This window comes from Bradyrhizobium sp. I1.14.4 (assembly GCF_050435825.1).
Taxonomy (GTDB): domain Bacteria; phylum Pseudomonadota; class Alphaproteobacteria; order Rhizobiales; family Xanthobacteraceae; genus Bradyrhizobium.
In genome coordinates this window covers 27,607-45,626 of record NZ_JBNDLA010000015.1, presented here as the reverse complement: position 1 = coordinate 45,626, position 18,020 = coordinate 27,607, and the positions used below count along the sequence as shown (strand labels likewise).

Annotated in this window: 15 protein-coding genes and 1 pseudogene; 7 read left to right on the top strand and 9 right to left on the bottom strand. The window is 65.2% G+C overall.

Features of this window, described 5'->3' with window-relative positions; all coding sequences use genetic code 11:
- Window positions 1-102: 102 nt before the first annotated feature.
- The 3 genes from ABIB78_RS25970 to ABIB78_RS25960 are packed head-to-tail and all read right to left on the bottom strand — an operon-like array spanning window position 103 to window position 2,811.
- Window positions 103-1,128 carry an ABC transporter substrate-binding protein gene (locus tag ABIB78_RS25970; RefSeq protein WP_429029437.1) on the bottom strand — a complete coding sequence of 342 codons (1,026 nt, stop codon included), beginning with the start codon at window positions 1,126-1,128 and terminating at the stop codon, window positions 103-105.
- Window positions 1,129-1,171: 43 nt separating this feature from the next.
- Window positions 1,172-1,948: an ABC transporter permease gene (locus tag ABIB78_RS25965; protein ID WP_429029436.1), complete on the bottom strand. Its 777-nt coding sequence runs from the start codon at window positions 1,946-1,948 to the stop codon at window positions 1,172-1,174.
- A 2-nt stretch (window positions 1,949-1,950) separates the two neighbouring features.
- The gene (locus tag ABIB78_RS25960; protein WP_429029435.1) at window positions 1,951-2,811 is read right to left on the bottom strand and encodes an ABC transporter ATP-binding protein; all 861 of its coding nucleotides are present in this window, start codon (window positions 2,809-2,811) and stop codon (window positions 1,951-1,953) included.
- Between the two features lie 196 nt (window positions 2,812-3,007).
- Between ABIB78_RS25960 and ABIB78_RS25955 the strand changes: the two genes are divergently transcribed.
- Entirely contained in the window at window positions 3,008-3,766 is a 759-nt protein-coding gene (locus tag ABIB78_RS25955) for a GntR family transcriptional regulator (RefSeq protein WP_429029434.1), read from the top strand.
- Window positions 3,767-3,926: 160 nt separating this feature from the next.
- On the opposite strand, the gene ABIB78_RS25950 is transcribed toward ABIB78_RS25955, so the two are convergent.
- A complete protein-coding gene (locus ABIB78_RS25950; protein ID WP_429029433.1) occupies window positions 3,927-4,346 on the bottom strand; it encodes a nuclear transport factor 2 family protein in 420 nt (139 codons plus the stop codon).
- Between the two features lie 154 nt (window positions 4,347-4,500).
- On the opposite strand from ABIB78_RS25950, the gene ABIB78_RS25945 reads away from it, so the two are divergent.
- Window positions 4,501-5,736 carry an amidohydrolase family protein gene (locus ABIB78_RS25945; protein WP_429029432.1) on the top strand — a complete coding sequence of 412 codons (1,236 nt, stop codon included), beginning with the start codon at window positions 4,501-4,503 and terminating at the stop codon, window positions 5,734-5,736.
- Window positions 5,737-5,845: 109 nt separating this feature from the next.
- A complete protein-coding gene (locus ABIB78_RS25940) occupies window positions 5,846-7,060 on the top strand; it encodes a mandelate racemase/muconate lactonizing enzyme family protein (RefSeq protein ID WP_429029431.1) in 1,215 nt (404 codons plus the stop codon).
- A 66-nt stretch (window positions 7,061-7,126) separates the two neighbouring features.
- On the opposite strand, the gene ABIB78_RS25935 is transcribed toward ABIB78_RS25940, so the two are convergent.
- From ABIB78_RS25935 to ABIB78_RS25925, 3 genes are all read right to left on the bottom strand, one after another.
- Window positions 7,127-8,359, bottom strand: coding sequence for an ABC transporter substrate-binding protein (locus ABIB78_RS25935; RefSeq protein ID WP_429029430.1), 1,233 nt, complete (start codon window positions 8,357-8,359; stop codon window positions 7,127-7,129).
- 108 nt (window positions 8,360-8,467) lie between these two features.
- Window positions 8,468-10,507 carry a hydantoinase/oxoprolinase family protein gene (locus ABIB78_RS25930; protein ID WP_429029429.1) on the bottom strand — a complete coding sequence of 680 codons (2,040 nt, stop codon included), beginning with the start codon at window positions 10,505-10,507 and terminating at the stop codon, window positions 8,468-8,470.
- Window positions 10,508-10,514: 7 nt separating this feature from the next.
- Window positions 10,515-12,374 (bottom strand): hydantoinase B/oxoprolinase family protein, encoded by a 1,860-nt coding sequence (locus ABIB78_RS25925; protein ID WP_429029428.1) that lies wholly within the window; start codon window positions 12,372-12,374, stop codon window positions 10,515-10,517.
- Between the two features lie 61 nt (window positions 12,375-12,435).
- Between ABIB78_RS25925 and ABIB78_RS25920 the strand changes: the two genes are divergently transcribed.
- From ABIB78_RS25920 to ABIB78_RS25905, 4 genes and pseudogenes are all read left to right on the top strand, one after another.
- On the top strand, window positions 12,436-12,903 hold the full coding sequence (locus ABIB78_RS25920) for a DUF305 domain-containing protein (RefSeq protein WP_429029427.1): 468 nt from the start codon (window positions 12,436-12,438) through the stop codon (window positions 12,901-12,903).
- Window positions 12,904-12,915: 12 nt separating this feature from the next.
- Window positions 12,916-14,376, top strand: a pseudogene (locus tag ABIB78_RS25915) (YncE family protein).
- Window positions 14,373-14,900 carry an RNA polymerase sigma factor gene (locus ABIB78_RS25910; protein ID WP_429029426.1) on the top strand — a complete coding sequence of 176 codons (528 nt, stop codon included), beginning with the start codon at window positions 14,373-14,375 and terminating at the stop codon, window positions 14,898-14,900. The pseudogene ABIB78_RS25915 and the gene ABIB78_RS25910 overlap by 4 nt, the downstream one beginning before the upstream one ends.
- Window positions 14,897-15,661: an anti-sigma factor family protein gene (locus ABIB78_RS25905; RefSeq protein ID WP_429029425.1), complete on the top strand. Its 765-nt coding sequence runs from the start codon at window positions 14,897-14,899 to the stop codon at window positions 15,659-15,661. The genes ABIB78_RS25910 and ABIB78_RS25905 overlap by 4 nt, the downstream gene beginning before the upstream one ends.
- On the opposite strand, the gene ABIB78_RS25900 is transcribed toward ABIB78_RS25905, so the two are convergent.
- Both ABIB78_RS25900 and ABIB78_RS25895 read right to left on the bottom strand, forming a co-directional pair.
- Window positions 15,658-16,893, bottom strand: a complete 1,236-nt coding sequence (locus tag ABIB78_RS25900; protein ID WP_429029517.1) for an MFS transporter — start codon at window positions 16,891-16,893, stop codon at window positions 15,658-15,660. The genes ABIB78_RS25905 and ABIB78_RS25900 overlap by 4 nt on opposite strands.
- A gap of 219 nt (window positions 16,894-17,112) precedes the next feature.
- Window positions 17,113-17,958 (bottom strand): CmcJ/NvfI family oxidoreductase, encoded by an 846-nt coding sequence (locus tag ABIB78_RS25895; protein WP_429029424.1) that lies wholly within the window; start codon window positions 17,956-17,958, stop codon window positions 17,113-17,115.
- Window positions 17,959-18,020 lie beyond the last annotated feature (62 nt).

The following is an 18,020-nucleotide window of genomic DNA, read 5'->3' as shown; positions in this document are numbered from 1 at the left end:
CTTCCCTCCGCGGTCATTGTGAGCGAAGCGAAGCAATCCATGCCGCAGCACGGGGAGGGATGGATTGCTTCGTCGCTTTGCTCCTCGCAATGACGAGCTACCTCAGTTCGCCGTATACACCAGCTCCCGCTCCGCGCGCGGCGGCAGGAATTCGCGGGAGAACACCTCGGCCGGGGTCGGCGCGCGGGCGAGCTGGTAGCCTTCGACGATGATGCCAATGGCGCGGGCCATGCGGTCGTCCTTGACGTCGCCGACGCCGATGTCCCTCATCTCCGGCGACACGATCAGCTTCTCGAAGGAATATTGCAGCCGGCGCTTCTCGACATCGACATTGATCAGGTTGTCATAATTCAGCGCCGCCTTCATGCCGGCGTTCTGATCCTTGGCGACCGCGATGGCGCCCTTGTTGATGGCGCGGACGAGGCCGGCCACCGCCTTCGGGTTCGAGGCGATCAGCTTGCGCGAGACCATCACGCCGTTGGAATAGAGATCGAGCCCGTAATCGCCGAACGAGAACCATTTGAAGTCCTTGTCCGGATCCTGGCGGTTCAGCACCAGATTGAAATAGCTCGTGATGTTGAACACCAGCGCGGCGTCGATGTCGCCCTTTATCAGCATCGGCTCCTGCAGGTTCGGCGCCATGTTGGAGATCTTGATCTTCTCGCCGTCGAGCCCATTCTTGTGCACGAACACAGGCAACAGCCGGGTGGTCGGCGTGCCCTGCGCGCCGCCGAGCGTGTGGCCCTCGAAATCCTTGATCGACTTGATGCCGCTCGAGTTCTTGGCGACGATCGCGAACGGCGGCTGGTTCCACATCATGTAGACCATCACGGGCGCATCCTGCGGCTTGGTCGCGGCGTTCTGGATGATCGCGTTGACGTCGCCGAAGCCGGCGTCATAGGCGCCCGACATGATGCGCGTCACGGTCGCGCCGGAGCCCTCGCCCTGGTCGATCACGACGTTGAGGCCTTCCGCTTTGAAGTAGCCGTTGTCCTTGGCGTAGAAGAACGCGGCGTCCGAGCCTTGCGTCTTCCAGCCCAGCGTGAACTTGATGGTGGTTTCCTCGGCGCGCGCGGATCCCGCGACCACGGCCAATCCCAACAGTACGGCGCTTATTGTCTTCAGCATGGCGACCTCCTCAACTCCAATGAACGGCAATTGACCGAAAACTTCAGGTGGCGATGGCATTGTCCTTGCGCGTCGCCCAGCCTGTCACCCGGCCCTCGATCAGCGAGAACAGGACGTAGAGCGCGACGCCGAGGCCGGCGAGCACGAACAGCCCGGCGAACACCAGCGGCACGTTGAAATTGGAGGACGCGGTCATCATGACGTTGCCGATGCCGCGGTTCGAGGCGACGGTTTCCGACAGCACCGCGCCGACGAAGGCGTAGGAGACCGCGACCTTCAGCGAGGCAAAGAAGAACGGCATCGTCCGCGGCAGCCCGACATTCCAGAGAATATCGAACTTGCTGGCACCGAGCGCCTTCAGCACATCCTCGAGTTCGGGTTCGGTGGTGGCGAGACCGGTGGCGATGTTGACGACGATCGGGAAGAAGCAGATCGACAGCGCGGTCAGCACCGCCGGCACGGTGCCGGAGCCGAACCACAGCACGAAGATCGGCACCACCGCGACCTTCGGGATCGACGAGAACCCGACCAGCAGCGGATAGCAGGTATCGTAGGCGGTTTTCGAGACGCCGATCACCGCACCGAGCGCAACGCCAAGGGCCACGCCGAGCACGAAGCCGATCATGGTGGTCACCAATGTCTGGATGATATGCGGCCAGAGGATCGGGAATTTCTCGAACAGCGTGACAAAGATCTGCGACGGCCGCGGCAGCACGAGGTCCGACATCCCCGTCATCAGGCAGAACAGCTCCCAGGCGACAAAGAACAGCACGATCAGGGCCACCGACCAGGCCTTCTGCCTGATATCAGACACGGACATGGTCAGGCTCCCTCTCGCGCCGCGGTGCGCGCATCGACGATGAAGGCGCGGAGCTTCTGGTTGAGCGCGACGAAATCCGGCTCAAAGGTCATCGCCACGGTGCGCGGGCGGGCGAAGTCGACCCTGGAGTCGTCGAGGATGCGGCCGGGCCGCGCGCTCATCACGCAGATGCGGCTGGCCAGGAAGCCGGCCTCGCGCAGATCGTGGGTGACCAGCAGCACGGTCGGCTTGTGGGTGATCCAGAGCTCTTGAAGGATTCCCCACAGCTCCTCGCGGGTGAACTGGTCGAGCGCGCCGAACGGTTCGTCGAGCAGCAGCATGCGCGGTTCGTGGATCAGCGCGCGGCAGAGATTGGCGCGCTGGAGCATGCCGCCGGAGAGTTGCCAGGGATAGCGGCTGCCAAACCCCTTCAACCCGACCTGATCGAGCAGCGCATTGGCCTTGTCGCGGAAATCGGTCTTGCGCAGCCGGCGGAATTGCGAGCGGAACGGCTCGACGATCTTCAGCGGCAGCATGATGTTCTTTTCGATCGTCATCCACGGCAGCATGGTGGGGTTCTGGAACGCCATGCCGACCCGCAGCGCGCGCGCCGCGACCTCGCGGCCGCCGACGATGACGACGCCGGTGGTCGGCCGCGCCAGGCCACTGACCAGCCGCAAGATGGTAGACTTGCCGCAACCGGACGGGCCGACCAGCGCGACGAACTCGCCGTCGGCGATCCGAAGCGTGGTTGTCGACAGCGCCGGCACGGCGCGGGCGCCCCGGCCGAAGGTCACGGAAGCTTCCGACAGCTCGATCGCGGTCGGCACGGATCCGGCGGCAACAGGCTCGCCGGCGAAATCGGAACTTGGTTGCATGCGCATCACGGGCAAAGTGCATGCAAGCTGGATGCCAGCGGCCCGCCCGTTGAAAATCAAGGGAATCGCGCAATCGGTGACCGAAGGGGCGGATTCCGTTTAGGCAATCGGGCGCCCAAACTGCATGCAATTCGAGCGCCCGATTGTTTCGCCGGTATGATAAAGAGGCGTTCGAAGCACCTTTCGAGAGGGATTCGCGGCAATGGCGGCGCGCGCCGGCAGCAGCAAGACGGCTGAATCGTCAGACAAGGTCAGCGTGATCTGCCGCGCGCTGCGGCGGGCGATCATCGAGCAGGCGCTGGAGCCCGGCGCAAAGCTGCCCGAGGATTCGCTCGGCGAGCGTTTTGGCGTCAGCCGCACCATTGCGCGGCATGCGCTCGGGCAATTGGCGGCGGAAGGCCTTGTCGAGCTGCGCCGCAACCGTATCGCCGTGGTGGCGACGCCGAGCTGGCAGGAGGCGCGCGATGCCTTCGACATCCGCATCGAGCTCGAACGGCTGGTGGTGCGGCAGCTCGCGGGCAAGCTGACCAAGGCGCAGATCGCCGAACTCACCGCTCATGTCGATGCCGAGGGTCGTGCACGCGACGGCACCGACGCGGTCTCGATCCGGCTCGCCACCGAATTCCACATCCTGCTCGCCCACATGACGAACAGCCCGATCCTGGTGCGCTATGTCAGCGAGGTCGCCTACCGCTGCTGCCTGACGCTGTCGCTCTACAGCCGGCCGCATTCGTCGGAATGCGCGATCAACGAGCACCGTGCGATCATCGCGGCGCTGGCGAAGGGCGACGTCGATAAAGTGATTGACCTGATGCACAGCCATCTGGATTCCGTGGCGACCCGTGCGCTGGTCGCGCCGAGCCCGCAGCGCGGACGGGATCTGCTGGATATTCTGGCGCCCTATGCGGACGAGGCGGGCGGCGATCGGGTGGTGAAGCTGCCGAAGGTGGTGCGGCGGTGATGCTCTTACCTCGCCCCGCTTGCGGGGAGAGGTCGAAATTCAAGCACAGCTTGAATTTCGGGTGAGGGGGATTCTCCGCGAGTCGAATGCGTGGATAGAGCCCCTCACCCCGCCCTCTCCCCGCAAGCGGGGGCGAGGGAGAACTGGCACCGCGCGCCCTTTACCCCTCGATCCCCCGCCGCACCAAAATCCGCTCGGCGCTGTCGTTCCAGACGTCCATCTTGACGATCTTCCCGCCCTTCACGACGAAGCGGTCGACATAGCGGTTGCCTTCGAACGGCGTGCCGTCGATCCATTCGCCGTAAAGCGTGCCGACGCTGTAGACGACGGTCTCGCCTGCGCCGGGGCAGACGTCGAAGCGGTCCATCCGCTTTTTTACCCAGCGGTAGCGCATGGCGTTGAAGCCGGCCGGCCCGCGCGGATGGTCGAATTCGCGCCCGCCGGTGAAGGTGATCACGGTGCCGGGCTTCATATGCGCGGCCGCCGCATCGGGATCGGGGATCATCGACGCGGTCAGATAGGCCTCCACGATCTCGGCGTCGGACAGCAGGCGGGCATCGGCTTTGACGGTGACGGACATGGCGGGCCTCCAGGGATCATCAAAACTCTACAGTTCGGCAACCGAAGTGCATGCACATTTTTTAGACAATCAGGCGGCAAAACTGCACACAATCTGGTGCTGCCCCTTCCCTGTCCTTCCGCTAGGCTGAAGCTAACCTGATGTCTCCTCTCCGATGATTGCGAAACCCGCCTTCGACCTGGTCTTCCGTCATGCCGCGACGCGCAGCTCTGCCGCCACGGTCGATATCGGCATCGCCGACGGCAGGATCGCCGCGATCGCGCCGCACCTTGCCTGCGAGGCAGTCGAGATCGATCTGGGCGGGCGGCTGGCGCTGCCTGGTTTCGTCGACACCCATATCCATCTCGACAAGGCCTGCCTGCTCGGCCGCTGCGGCCACGACCATGCCAGCGTCGCTGACGCTATCCGCGCGGTGGCGGCGATGAAGCGCGACTTCACGATCGAGGACGTTTATGCCCGTGGCGCCAAGGTGATCGAGCGCGCGATCACGGCAGGCACGACGCGGATGCGGACCCATGTCGAGATCGACCCGCGGATCGGGCTGCGCGGCTTCGAGGCGGTGAAGGCGCTGAAGCGCGACTATGCCTGGGCGATCGATCTCTCTCTTTGTGTCTTCCCGCAGGAGGGCCTGACCAATGATCCCGGCGCAGATGAGTTGCTGGTGGCGGCGCTCCGCGACGGCGCCGAGGCGATCGGCGGCTGCCCCTATGTCGATACCGATCCGAACGCGCATATCGCGCGCATCTTCGACCTCGCGCAGGGGTTCAACATCGATGTCGACCTCCATCTCGATTTCGACCTCGATCCCTCCTGGTGGCACATGGAGGAGGTCTGCCGGCAAACCGAGCAGCGCAACTATCACGGCCGCGTCGCGATCGGGCACGCCACAAAACTGTCCGCACTGCCCCCCGATAGCCTGAAGGCGGCGAGCGCGCGCCTCGCCGAAGCCGGCGTCGCGGTCACCGTGCTGCCCGCGACCGACCTCTATCTGATGGGCCGCGACGCGACGCACAACGCCCCGCGCGGGCTCACGGCCGCGCATCGGCTCGTCGCCAGTGGCGTGCTGTGCTCGGTTGCCACCAACAATGTGCAGAACCCGTTCACGCCGTTCGGCGACGCATCGCTGCTGCGGATGGCCAATCTCTATGCCAACGCGGCGCATGCCGGGATCGGCGAGTTCGATGTCTGCCTCGATCTCGTCACCGACCTGCCGGCGCAGCTGATGAATTTGAAGGACTACGGCATCGCAGTCGGCAACCCCGCCGACATCGTCGTGCTCGATACCGACAGCGGAATCAACGCGATCGCCGAACTGCCCGACATGCTCATGGGCTTCAGGCGCGGCCGCAAGACATTCGAACGTCAGCGGCCGACGCTGTTCCGGCCTTGATCGCGAGGCCCCAGCCATCCGCATTGTCGCCTTGCCCTGGCGCGAATTGACGCGTCCGTCGATCCGTTGTTGAACTTGCTCAACATCAACAAAAGCCGGGCGGGAAACCATGAGTAAATCAACCACGATCAAAAGCGTCGAGACGCTCGCCTGCGATGCCGGCTGGCGGAATTATCACTTCGTCAAGGTAACGACCACTGACGGGCTGGTCGGCTGGAGCGAATATGACGAGGGCTTTGGCGCGCCCGGCGTGACGGCCGCGATCGAGCGGCTGTCGGCGCGGGTGATCGGCAAGAACGCGTTCGAGCATGAGCGCATCCATGTCGAGCTGTTCGCCGCAACGCGCCCCGCCGCCGGCGGCGTGGTGGCGCTGGCGCTCGGGGCGATCGAGAACGCGCTGCTCGACGTCAAGGCCAAGGCGCTCGGCGTGCCCTGCTACGACCTGCTCGGCGGCAAGATCCGCGACCGCGTGCGGGTCTACTGGTCGCATTGCGCGACCTGGCGCATCAATCATCCCGACTGGTACAAGCCGGCCATCACCGATCTCGACGGCGTCAAGGCGATCGGGGCCGAGGTGCGCGAGAAGAAATTCTCGGCGATGAAGACCAATATCTTCGTCTACACCGACGGCAAGCCGGTGGGCTGGCGCCCCGGCTTCGGCTCGCCGTTCCAGCCCGAGATCAATGTCGACCGCACCGTGCTGCGCAATCTCTGCACGCATCTGGAGGCGATCCGCGACGGCGCGGGGCCGGATGTCGATCTGCTGCTCGACCTCAACTTCAACGCCAAGACCGAAGGCTATCTCAAGATCCTGCGCGCGATCGAGAAGATGGACATGTTCTGGGTCGAGATCGACACCTTCAACCCGCAGGCGCTCGGCTACATCCGCCGCCAGAGCCCGCACCCGATCTCGTCCTGCGAGACGCTGCTGGGCTTGCGCGAATTCCTGCCCTACTTCACCGAGCAGGCGATGGACGTCGCGATCATCGACACGCCGTGGAACGGGGTGTGGCAGTCGATGAAGATCGCCGCTGCCGCGGAGCATTTCGAGGTCAACGTCGCGCCGCATAATTTCTACGGCCATCTCTGCACCATGATGAATGCGCACTTCTGCGCGGCGGTGCCGAACCTGAGGATCATGGAGACCGACATCGATCGCCTGGCCTGGGACCACGAGCTGTTCACCCACGTGCCTGAGTTTATCGACGGCCATCTCGTGATCCCGGATCGTCCGGGCTGGGGCACCGAGCCGAACGAGGAAGGCCTGCGCGCGCATCCGCCGAAGAACAAGGGCGGGCTGCTGAATTACGGGCTGAAGAAGTAGCGGTTATTGCGACGACTGTCGTCCCGGCCTTCGCCGGGACGACGCATAACCCCTACCGTCGCACCCTCAATTATCGTCCCGCACCGACGTGAACGCGCTCTCGATCACGTCACCGATCGGCTGCCAGGCGTTGCCGTCGAACTGCACCAGCCGCATCTGCTTGATCGGGCGGAAATCCTTCGGCCCGGTGTTGATGACAATCCCCGGCAGCGCGATCGGGCTCTGGTAGTCCTTCAGCGAGGCAGCCTGCCGCATGATGTTCTCGCGCGACAGGTCGTCGCCGCACTGGCGCAGCACCTGCATCAGCGTATCCGCGGCGGCATAGCCGAACACGGCGTAGATGTCGTCCTTGTCGCCGTCGGGGTAATACTTGTCCATGAAAGCGAGCCACGCCTTGATCTGCGGGTCGTTCTTCCAGGCGGCATCGCCGGCGTCCTTCAGGAACGAGGTCGAGATCACGCCGAGCGAGTTCTGCAGGCCAGCCGGCCGCAACGCGCTGGCGATCGAGGCCGACGCATTGTCGAGGATGAACACCGGATGCCAGTCGAGGTCGGCGGCAACGCGGATCGCGCGCGCTGCGATCGCCGGCGCGCCGTCAAACACCAGGATGTCGGCGCCGGAGCCTTTCAGGATTCCGATCTGGTTCTGGATCGCGGTCTCCGACGCATCGAAAGCGAGATCGGCGACGATCATGCCGGCGGTATCGCCAAGCCCTTCCTGCAACCCCTTGAACAGGTCGCGGCCGAACTGATCGTTCTGCCAGAGCACCGCGATCTTGCGGGAGGGATAGGCAGCCTGGATGTAGTTGGCGTAGATCCGCCCCTCGGCGCGGAAGGTCGGCTGCCAGCCCATGGTCCAGGGAAAGGTTGTGGGATGCGCCCACGCCTCGTCGCCGGAAGCAACGAACAGCTGCGGGACCATCTTCTCGTTGAGGTATTTTCGCACGGCGAGGTTGCTCGGCGTGCCGAACGATCCGAACATCAGGAGCACGTCCTGCTTCTCGACGAGATCGCGGGTCTGCTCCATCGCGGTCTTCGGATTGGAGCTGTCGTCGACCGAAACGAACCTGACCTTGCGGCCGTTGATGCCGCCATGCTCATTGATCATATCGAAGTAGGCTGCCTCCGCTCGCCCGATGGTCGCGAACGCGGCGAGCGGTCCGGTGTACGGCATGACATTGCCGACGCGGATCTCGCCGTCGGTTGCTTCCGGCGCCTGCTGCGCGCGCAACGGCACCACCGCGAGCATCGCTGCAAGGACGAGGACGATCGAAAGCGCAGTTTGTCTTTTTGTTTGCATCAACATCGCCACAAACGCCGGCACGCAACCAGCGCTCCTCCCGAGCGACCCGACCTTACCGCCCAAGCCAACGCCGGAAAAATGAAATGTTGATGGCGGAGGCGGATCTCAGCGCAATGTTATGTCGAGCCAGCCCAGCGGGTTGACCGCGACGCGGTCGCCGCTATCGACCAGGACCGTCGTGGTCTCAGCCTCGATCACAGCGGGGCCGGCCAGTGAGTGCCCGGGCTTGAGATCGTCGAGCGCATAGACCGGCACCTCGCGCCAGGCGCCGAGCCAAGCCTGCCGCCTGCTGCGCGGCGCGCAGGGCGCGGCCGACGCGGCCTTGCCGGCATCACTGCCGCCAGGCGCGACCTTGCCGACCGCGGCGACGCGGGCGTTGACGAACACCACCTCCTGCCCGCGCGAGGCATAGGTGTAGAGTTCCTCGTGACGGCGATGGAAGCGCTCCTCGATCTGCGCGACCAGATCGGCGGCGCCGAGATCGAGGTCGCCGAGCGGCACATCGATCTCGAACACCTGTTCGCCATAGCGCATCTCGGCCGAGCGCTCGATCGCGATGTCGCCCTTGAACCAGTCGCGCAGCCGGCCGGCGGCCTGCTCTTCCAGGGCGGCGAACAGCGCCCGCACCTCGGCTGCGGAAATCCGGCCCGTGCCGTAATGGGTGCGGCTCACCTCGTAGCGCAAATCGCTGGTCAGCATGCCCCAGGCCGACAGCACGGAGGCAACCGTCGGCACGATGATGCGCCTGATCTCGAGTTCCCGCGCGACTTCGGCGGCATGCATGCCGGCCGCGCCACCAAAGCTGAGCAGTGCGAATTTGCGGGGATCGACGCCGCGGCGCAGCGTCATCAGGCGGATGCCGTCGGCCATCTTCAGATTGATCATCTTGTAGATGCCCGCCGCAGCCTCGATCCGCGACAGCTCGAGCGCTTCGGCGATCCGGTCGACGGCGGCTTCCGATGCCGCGCGATCGAGCGGCCGCGCACCGCCCATGAAGGCCGCGGCATCGAGATAGCCGAGCACGACATTGGCGTCGGTGACGGTGGCAGTAGAGCCGCCATTGCCGTAGCACGCCGGGCCCGGCACCGAGCCCGCGCTCTCCGGCCCGACCCGCAGCGTGCGGCTGCCGTCGACGCTTGCAATCGAGCCGCCGCCGGCCGCGATACTGGCGATGTCGAGGCTGCGCAACGCGATGCGCTGCCCGGCGAGCATGCCGTCGGCCGACAGCGAGGCCTGGCCATCGGAGATCAGCGAGATGTCGGTCGAGGTGCCGCCCATGTCGAATGGCACGAGATCGGGAATCCCCAGCATCTCGGCACAGCGGCGGCTGCCGGAGATGCCGCCGGCCGGGCCCGACAGCACCGTGCCCGCGGCGAGCCGCGAGGCTTCCTCCACCGGCGCCATGCCGCCATGCGACAGCACGACGAACAGCGAGCCCGCAAAGCCGTCCTCATGCAGGCTCCGCTCCAGATTGGTGAGATAGCGCCGCACAGTGGGCTCGACATAGGCGTTCACGATCGTGGTCGAGACGCGCTCGTATTCCTTGATCTGCGGCAACACGTCGCTCGAGCGCGACACGCTGACATCGGGCAGCTCTTTCGCGAGCCGCTCGACCGCGGCCAGTTCATGCGCCGGGTTGAGATAGGCGTGCAGGAAACACACCGCGACCGAGTTCGCGCCTGATCGTTTCACCTCGGCGACGATATCGCCGAGCGCGACGGCATCGAGCGCAACCGCGGCGCTGCCGTCGGCCTTCAGCCGCTCGCGCACGCCGAAGCGGCGCTCGCGCGGCACCAGCGGCTCGGGGGGCGGCGTGCGCAGATCGTAGCGATCCGGCTTCAGCCCTTCGCGCATCTCGACGACGTCGCGATGGCCCTCGGTGGTCAGCAGCGCAACCCTGGCGCCCTTGCGCTCCAGCAGCGCATTGGTCGCAACCGTCGTGCCATGCACCAGGCGATCGGTCGCGGCGAGCATCGCAGTGCGCGTCACCCCGAGGCGGCGTGCCAGCTCTTCCAGTCCCGCCATGACGCCGATCGACTGATCGGCCGGCGTGGACGGCGATTTCGCGAAAACGGTGCGCCCGGTTTGATCAGTCGCAACCAGGTCGGTGTAGGTGCCGCCGACGTCGACCCCAATCGTATACATCGCTTCCCTACACTGCTTTTGAAACCAAGCCCTGCGCGACGTCGCGCGCCCGCGCCTCCGCCGATCGCTTCTCGGGCGGCCCCCAGCCGCCGCCACCGGAGGAGCGGATCTCGAGGCAATCGCCAGGGCGAAGCTCGATGCCGACCTCCTTGGTCTTCAGGACGCGCGGCTCGCGGCCATCCGACAACAGCCGGTAATGATGCGGCTCGCCGTCCTTGCCGCCGAGCATGCCGCACGGGCCATGCCGCGCGCCGTCGCCAGCGGTGTTGCCCTTGGCGGGCTTTCGCGTCTCCAGCACCATGTCGAGCGCGACGCCGAGGCCGCCGCGATGCTGGCCGTCGCCGCCGGAATCCGGCCGGAACTCGTGCTGGCGGAAATCCAGCGGAAAGCGCACTTCGGCGACCTCGATGCTGCCGAATTTGAGCCCGCCGACCGTGTGCCATTCGCCGATCGAAGAATAGCCGTCGCCGCCGATCGAGGCGCCGCCGCCGGGCCGCGCCTGGAACATGTGCCAGATGAAGTTGCGCCCGTTGCGCGGATCCTCGCCCTGGATCGCGATCCGGAACCTGCGGCCCCATCCACCCATCACGCGGTCCGGGCAAGAGGCCGACATTGCCTTGATGATGGCTTCGACGATCTCGTTCGAGGGATGGCTGGTGCACAGCGTCACCGGACGGCCCGGGTCAGCCCACACGATGGTGCCCTGCTTCGCCACCACCTTCAGCGGTCGCAGCGCGCCGGAGTTCTTGGGGATATCGGCGTCGATCAGATAGGCAAAGGCCATCGCGACCGCGGCTTGCATATTGGCGTGCGAGGAATTGACGAAACTCGTCGACTGCGGATCGGAGCCGGTGAGATCGACCTCGATGTCACTGCCCTTTTTCGTCACCTTGGCGGCGATCTTGATGTCGGTGCGGCCGTGGCCGTCATCGTCGAGCAGGGCTTCGCCATGGAACACGCCGTCCTTCCAGGTCGACACCACCGCACGGGTCTGCTGCTCGGTGGCATCGAGGATCGCCTCGATCGCGGCTTCGACGGTCTCCGCACCGAACTCGCTGAACAGTTTTGCGACGCGCCGCTCGCCGAGATGCGCGGCGCCGAGCATCGCGGCGAGGTCGCCGCGGAATTCGCGGGGGTTGCGAATGTTCAAAGCCAGCAGGTCGAGCAGGTCCTCTCGCGGCTTGCCGGCCTCGTAAAGCTTGATCGGCGGAATGCGAATGCCTTCCTGAAAGATCTCCGTCGCGGCAGGATTGTAGGCGCCGTGGGTGGCGCCGCCGATGTCGCTCTGATGTGCGCGCACGATGGTCCAGAGCAGCCGCTTGCCGCCGTCGAATACCGGCACAAAGGCGGTAAGATCGGGCAGATGACTGCCGCCCTGATAGGGATCGTTGAGCAGGATGACGTCGCCCGGCGCGACATCCTTGAACCGTTCCTCGACCGCGAGCGTCGCCCACGGCAGGGCGCCGACATGAACCGGGATGTGATCGGCCTGTGCGATCAGCCGCCCGCTGGTGTCGCAGATCGCGAGCGAGAAATCGCGGCTGGAATTGAGGATCTGCGAATAGGAGGTGCGAAGCATGGCTTCGCCCATCTCCTTCACGATCGACGACAGACGGTGCTGGACGACGGAGCGGGTGATCGGATCGATCTTGGCGGACATCGTGGCCTTCTTGGCGCCCGGATGGCGCAGAGAGGATTGAGGAACCGGTCGACCGGAACCGGAATTCCTTCTTATAGCCAGAGGCTTGCCGATCGCAAAATCGGCGGGTTCGGCCAAACGGAGTATTCCGTCGATCAGCAAGTCGTGATCGACAGGAATCTTCGCCCCTGCGACGGAATAGAACTCACGCCGCTGCGTCCCACCCATGCAAGCCGGCCCCAAGGCCGGACCGTTCGGGCTTCCCCGACAACTCCCAGGGTGAACGCAAATGCGACCTCGATTCCCCAGACCCGGCCTCGCGCAAATCGGCGCGGCCTTCCTGCTCGCCTTTGCCGCCGCGGCGGCGGCGTACGCGCATGACGACCATCATCAGGCGCAGACCGTGCAGACGGCCGAAGAGAGCGCCTTCCTCGCGGAAAACGATGCCGCGATGACCAAGATGATGAACGACATGGCAGCCAAGCCGAGCGGCGATATCGATCGCGACTTCGTCGCGATGATGGCGCCGCATCATCAGGGCGCGATCGACATGGCCGTGATCGAACTCCGTTACGGCAAGAACGAGCAGCTGCGCCGGATCGCGCAGGAGATCATCGTCGAGCAGCGCCAGGAGATCGACGCCATGAAGCTCGCGATCGGAGAGCCGGTGACCGCATCCGCGCCCGCCCCGACGCAGCCGGGCCCGGCGCCCGCCGCGCACGATCATATGAACATGTCCCGCGGAATGAAGAACTAGGAGTCTCGAGCGATGCACCGTCATATCCTGAAGAGCCTGCTGGCCACGACCGTGCTGGCGCTGTCGAGTTCCGCCTTCGCCGGACAGGCGCCGGGCGCGGCATCCTCGCCCGACATTCCGATCAGCCATCACGACCGCGTCTACGCCGCCGAGCAGTTCTCGAACACGGTGTCGGTCACCGACCCGGTCGACAACAAGCTCCTCGGCGTGATCCGGCTCGGCGACCCGCAGCCCGGTAATTTCAGCCCGCTCTACAAGGGGCAGGTGCTGGTCCACGGCATGGGCTATTCGCCCGACCACCACACCTTGGCCATCGTCTCGATCGGCTCGAATTCGGTCAGCTTCATTGACACCGCGACCAACACCGTCAAGCACGTCACCTACGTCGGGCGCTCACCGCACGAAGCCTTCTTCACGCCCGACGGCAAGGAAGTATGAGTCACCGTGCGCGGCGAGAACTACATCTCGGTGATCGACGCACAGAGCTTCAAGGAAACCGCGCGCATCGAAGTGCCGCCGGGTCCCGGCATGCAGATCTTCTCGCCCGACGGCAAGTACGGCTACATCTGCTCGTCCTTCAATCCAGAGACCGACGTGGTCTCGGTGGCCGACCATCAGATCGTCGCCAAGGTGAAGCAGGAAAGCCCGTTCTGCCCGAACATCGCGGCCACGCCCGACGGCGAGCAGGTGTGGTTCACGCTGAAGGATGTCGGCAAGACCCAGGTCTTCAACGCAAAACCGCCGTTCAACCCGATCAAGACCATCGACACCGGCCCGATTACCAACCACGTTAATTTCGCCAGGACACCCAAGGGGATCTTCGCCTATGTGACGGTCGGCGGCACCAACGAGGTCAAGGTGTTTCGAACCGATGACTTCTCGCTGGTCGCGACCATTCCCGTCGGCAACCTCCCGCACGGCATCTGGCCGTCCGGCGACGGCACGCGGATCTATGTCGGCCTTGAAAACGCTGACGCGCTGACCGCGATCGACACCGCGACCAACAAGGTGATCGCCAACATCCCGATCGGCCAGGCGCCGCAGGCGATCGCGTATGTGCCGAACGCCGCGCCAAATGCTGATGACCATCAGAACCTGCAGGCTCTCGGCGTCGCCGGCCAGGCCGCCCACCTCGCGCTCGCGCCGAAGAACGATGCCAGGAGCGAGAAGCCGCCGACGACCAGCGTCTCGCTGTTCGACCAGGGGCTGATCCAGGTGATGCAGGCATCGGTGACCGGGCTCGAACCCAAGCAGCGCTACGTGCTAGGATTGGCCGAACATGCCGATGGGACGGGATCTGTGCAGCCTCTCGCGGCCTTCATGACCAATCCCGCCGGCTCCGCTATCGTCAACGCCGCCGGTCCGATCCGGCAGATCGTGCAGAGCGCGGCCAAGGCCGAACGACGCTATCTCGTCATCGCTCTTGGCGAACCGGCCAAGCTCGGCGCGGTCATGCAGGTGCAAACGCCATGAACGACATGCTGCGCCTGGTCGAGCCGCTGATACCGGCCTTGCGGCGATATGCGCGGGCCCTGGTCCGCGACCACGCGGCGGCCGACGACCTGGTGCAGGACTGCCTGGAACGTGCCGTGATTCACTGGGAGCAGCGACGGTCGGACAATCCGCGCCCGTGGCTGTTCGCGATCCTTCATAACCTCGCCATCAACCAGTTTCGCCGCGCAACGGTGCGCGGCGTCCATGTCGCGATCGACGAAACCAACGAGGATGCGTTCGGTCAGGAAGCGGCACAGGAGCAGAAGGTGATGTATCGCGACGTCATGGCGAAGCTCGCAAAGCTTCCGCATGACCAGCGTGCAGTGCTCCTGCTCATCGGCGTCGAGGATTTGTCCTATGCCGATGCCGCGAAGGTGCTCGGTGTGCCTGTTGGCACGGTGATGTCGCGCCTCGCGCGCGCCCGCGAGAGGCTCCATCACGAGTTGGAGAGGATTCCCGGCGATCTGGATGATAATATCGTGCAATTGCGGAACAGGACATGAGCAACCGACCCATTACCGAAGACGATCTGCATGCCTTTGTGGATCGCGCGCTCGAAGCGGAACGCGAGGCGGAAGTCAGCGCCTATTTGGAGAGGCATCCAGACGTGGCCAAGCGCATAGCCGCCTACGCCGATGAGCGTAGCCTTTTGCGATCGGCACTGCTGCCGATTACCGAGGAGCCACTGCCGTCGCAGCTCAACCTGGCCAGGATGATCGAGAGGCCACGCCGCCGGCCCTCGTCGTTGCGTTGGGCCATCGCGGCCATGCTGATGCTCTCGATCGGCGGCCTCGGCGGATGGATGATCCGCGGCGCAACATTGGCGCCGGCCGGCGGGCTTGCGGCCCTCGCCGAAGAAGCAAGCGATTCCTACAAGGTGTACGCCTCCGATCGCACACGGCCGGTCGAGTTGCGCGACAGCGCCGAGCTTGTGCAGTGGGTTTCCAACCGGTTGCAACAGCCGGTCAGGCTGCCCGACCTGACCAAGTCGGGCTATCGTTTGATGGGCGGACGCGTGGTGCCGACCGCGCACGGCCCTGCGGCCATGTTCATGTACGACGATGATCACGGCGACCGGCTCGTGGTCCTCACCCGTCCGATGACGTCAGACAAGAACGCACCGATGGCCCCGCATTCGGGCAGTGATGTGGCCGGCCTCTCCTGGGCTGACGGCGGCACCGGCTATAGCCTCGTGGGCCCACGCGGGCTTGATGCCCTGAAACCGCTTGCCGACGAAATCCGCAAGCAGGCGCGGACGATTTAAGGTCTGGTATAGATCAGGAACAGCACGATCCCGATCACCAGGGCGCCGGCGATGAACAGCAGCACCGCGGGCAAGCCGAACAGCGCCGCGACGCCGGCGGTGCTGGATTGCAGCAGAGCTGCGCCCAGGAAGAACGCAAGATTGACCGACGACAGCGCCTTGCCGGTGTTCTGGGCGTCAACCAGCTGCCGCGTCATGCCGTAGATCAGCGGCTGCGCCGACGTCGCGAGTCCGATCAGGATCAGCAGCACCAGGTCGTATTGCGACGGCATCACGGCAACGCCGAGCAAGTTCGAGACCGGGAAATGCGGCGCGCCGGCCGCCATCAGCACAAGCAGCAATGCGGCGATGGCGTGGGTCGCCGCCACCATGGTGCGGCGATGCCCGAACCTGCGATCGAAAGCGCCGATGCAGGCCGGGCCGACGATCATCGCCACCGTGAACAAGCCGAGCACATTGCCGGCCTCGATGCGGCTGAGGCCCTTCACATCCATCAGCCACGGCCCGCCCCACAAGCCGCGCAGCACCAGCGACGCGCCGAGCGACACCAGCGACAACGCGATCAATCCGCGCAGGCCGCGCGACAGGCCGAGCCGCAGCACCTCGACCATCTGCCGCAACGGCGAGGAATCATCGGCGTGCGCGGCAGGCTGCCGCGGCACCAGCGCGAACACCGCGATCAGCACAATGATGCCGAAGCCGGCCGAGACCCAGAAGCCGGCACGCCAGCCGAATTGGTCGACCACGAAGGCCAGCGGGCTCGCCGACAGCAGCATGCCGATATTGCCGATCGAGAGGATCAGGCCGGACCACAGGCCGAACTTCGCCGCCGACATCTGCTTGGCGGCCAGCGTCATCGGACACATCAGCATGCCCGAGGTCGCGATGCCGAGCATGAGTTGTCCGAGCAGAAAGCTCGCGGGACCCGCGGCGAGCGCCGAGACCAGCGTTCCGACCACCGTACCGGCGAGCAGGCTCAGCGATACCGGCCGCACGCCGAAGCGGTCCATCGCGGCGCCGACCGGGATTTGCGAGGCAGCAAAGGAAAAATGATAGATCGAGGTGAGGCTCGCCAGCGCCTGCGGCGAGGTGCCGAAATCGGACGCCATCAGATCGAGGCTGATCGCCGGAATGGTCCGCAGCAGCGTCGACAGCATGTGGCCAGAGGCCAATGCCAGAAGCGCAAGAACCAGGGCGCGGAAACCGATCCCCGCCTCTTCCTTCGTCACCACGCCGTCCACGAATCGCCTCTTCCCCGAGCGGTTTGAGGAGAGGGCGTAACATTAATGGGCTGGTGGTGCCAACTTGTGAGGCAGAGCGACCTTCTGCGCTCCATGCACCGTCATGGCCGGGCTTGTCCCGGCCATCCACGTCTTTCTTCACGCGGAGCCGAAGACGTGGATGCCCGGGACGAGCCCGGGCATGACGAATTTGTGGGGAGCGCGTCGCGGCTAATGCCTATGGAACACCAGCGTGCGCAGCTCGATGCTCTCGCGCGGCGTGGCGTCCGCCGGCGTGGTCGGATCGACGAACGCCGTGTGAGGGCCAAATCGCGTGCGGCCGTCGGTCGCCGAGTCGTAGCATTTGAGCAGGATCGCCTCGTCCGGCGTCATCTCGGGGATGTAGAACCAGCGATGGTTCGGATTGTACTTCACCGAATAGGTCTCGCCGCTGCGGTTCGGATAGATCAGGTCGGAGGCGATCAGATCCTCCGGCGCGACCGTGCTGCCGTCAGCCATCGCAAGCGGTGAATCGCGCAAGGGGCCGCGGATCGGGCGCCACAGATTGATCACCTGGACGCGGCCCTTGACGAGTTGCTCGGCTTCTTCAGGAAGGTGCTCGAACACGCGGTTATGGCCGGAGACGGCGGTCTGGTCGACATGGACGCGGGTCGCGGGCTGGCGCGGGCCGCCGCCGCGGATATCAGCCGCACCCTCGACGCGCTTGCGCACCGTATGGTCGAAGATGAAAACACGATCCGCCTTCAGCGTCGCCTTCAGGAAGGCTTCGACGGCCGGATAGTAGACGTTGCGGACTTCGTTGTCGTCGTAATAGTCCTTCACGCTGGTCGGATGCTTGACCAGCGCAAAGCCTTCGCGGTCGAGCGAGAAACTGTCGGCGATCAGGCGCCCGTCGAAGATCGGCACATTGTGGGCTTCGGGCAGCGCGGTGGATTTGGGTTCGCCGGGCGGCGGATCGAAAGCGTAAGTCCGGGGCTTGCCCGGCGTCGGCGCGAGATAGTTCAATTCAGCGGTCACAAACGGCAGCGACTCGATGCGAGTTTGTTGCAGGCCCATGGTGGTCTCCCGGACTCTTGTTCGTGCTTTCGATGTTGGCGGCGCCGGAGGGCGCGGCAAGG

Bases quoted from the DNA above. Each gene is read 5' to 3' on its own strand.
- ABIB78_RS25910 (WP_429029426.1), top strand. From the start codon at position 14,373: ATGAACGACATGCTGCGCCTGGTCGAGCCGCTGATACCGGCCTTGCGG.
- ABIB78_RS25940 (WP_429029431.1), top strand. From the start codon at position 5,846: ATGAGTAAATCAACCACGATCAAAAGCGTCGAGACGCTCGCCTGCGAT.
- ABIB78_RS25905 (WP_429029425.1), top strand. From the start codon at position 14,897: ATGAGCAACCGACCCATTACCGAAGACGATCTGCATGCCTTTGTGGAT.
- ABIB78_RS25965 (WP_429029436.1), bottom strand. From the start codon at position 1,948: ATGTCCGTGTCTGATATCAGGCAGAAGGCCTGGTCGGTGGCCCTGATC.
- ABIB78_RS25930 (WP_429029429.1), bottom strand. From the start codon at position 10,507: ATGTATACGATTGGGGTCGACGTCGGCGGCACCTACACCGACCTGGTT.
- ABIB78_RS25950 (WP_429029433.1), bottom strand. From the start codon at position 4,346: ATGTCCGTCACCGTCAAAGCCGATGCCCGCCTGCTGTCCGACGCCGAG.
- ABIB78_RS25935 (WP_429029430.1), bottom strand. From the start codon at position 8,359: ATGCAAACAAAAAGACAAACTGCGCTTTCGATCGTCCTCGTCCTTGCA.
- ABIB78_RS25895 (WP_429029424.1), bottom strand. From the start codon at position 17,958: ATGGGCCTGCAACAAACTCGCATCGAGTCGCTGCCGTTTGTGACCGCT.
- ABIB78_RS25920 (WP_429029427.1), top strand. From the start codon at position 12,436: ATGCGACCTCGATTCCCCAGACCCGGCCTCGCGCAAATCGGCGCGGCC.
- ABIB78_RS25925 (WP_429029428.1), bottom strand. From the start codon at position 12,374: ATGGGTGGGACGCAGCGGCGTGAGTTCTATTCCGTCGCAGGGGCGAAG.
- ABIB78_RS25970 (WP_429029437.1), bottom strand. From the start codon at position 1,128: ATGCTGAAGACAATAAGCGCCGTACTGTTGGGATTGGCCGTGGTCGCG.
- ABIB78_RS25960 (WP_429029435.1), bottom strand. From the start codon at position 2,811: ATGCGCATGCAACCAAGTTCCGATTTCGCCGGCGAGCCTGTTGCCGCC.
- ABIB78_RS25945 (WP_429029432.1), top strand. From the start codon at position 4,501: ATGATTGCGAAACCCGCCTTCGACCTGGTCTTCCGTCATGCCGCGACG.
- ABIB78_RS25955 (WP_429029434.1), top strand. From the start codon at position 3,008: ATGGCGGCGCGCGCCGGCAGCAGCAAGACGGCTGAATCGTCAGACAAG.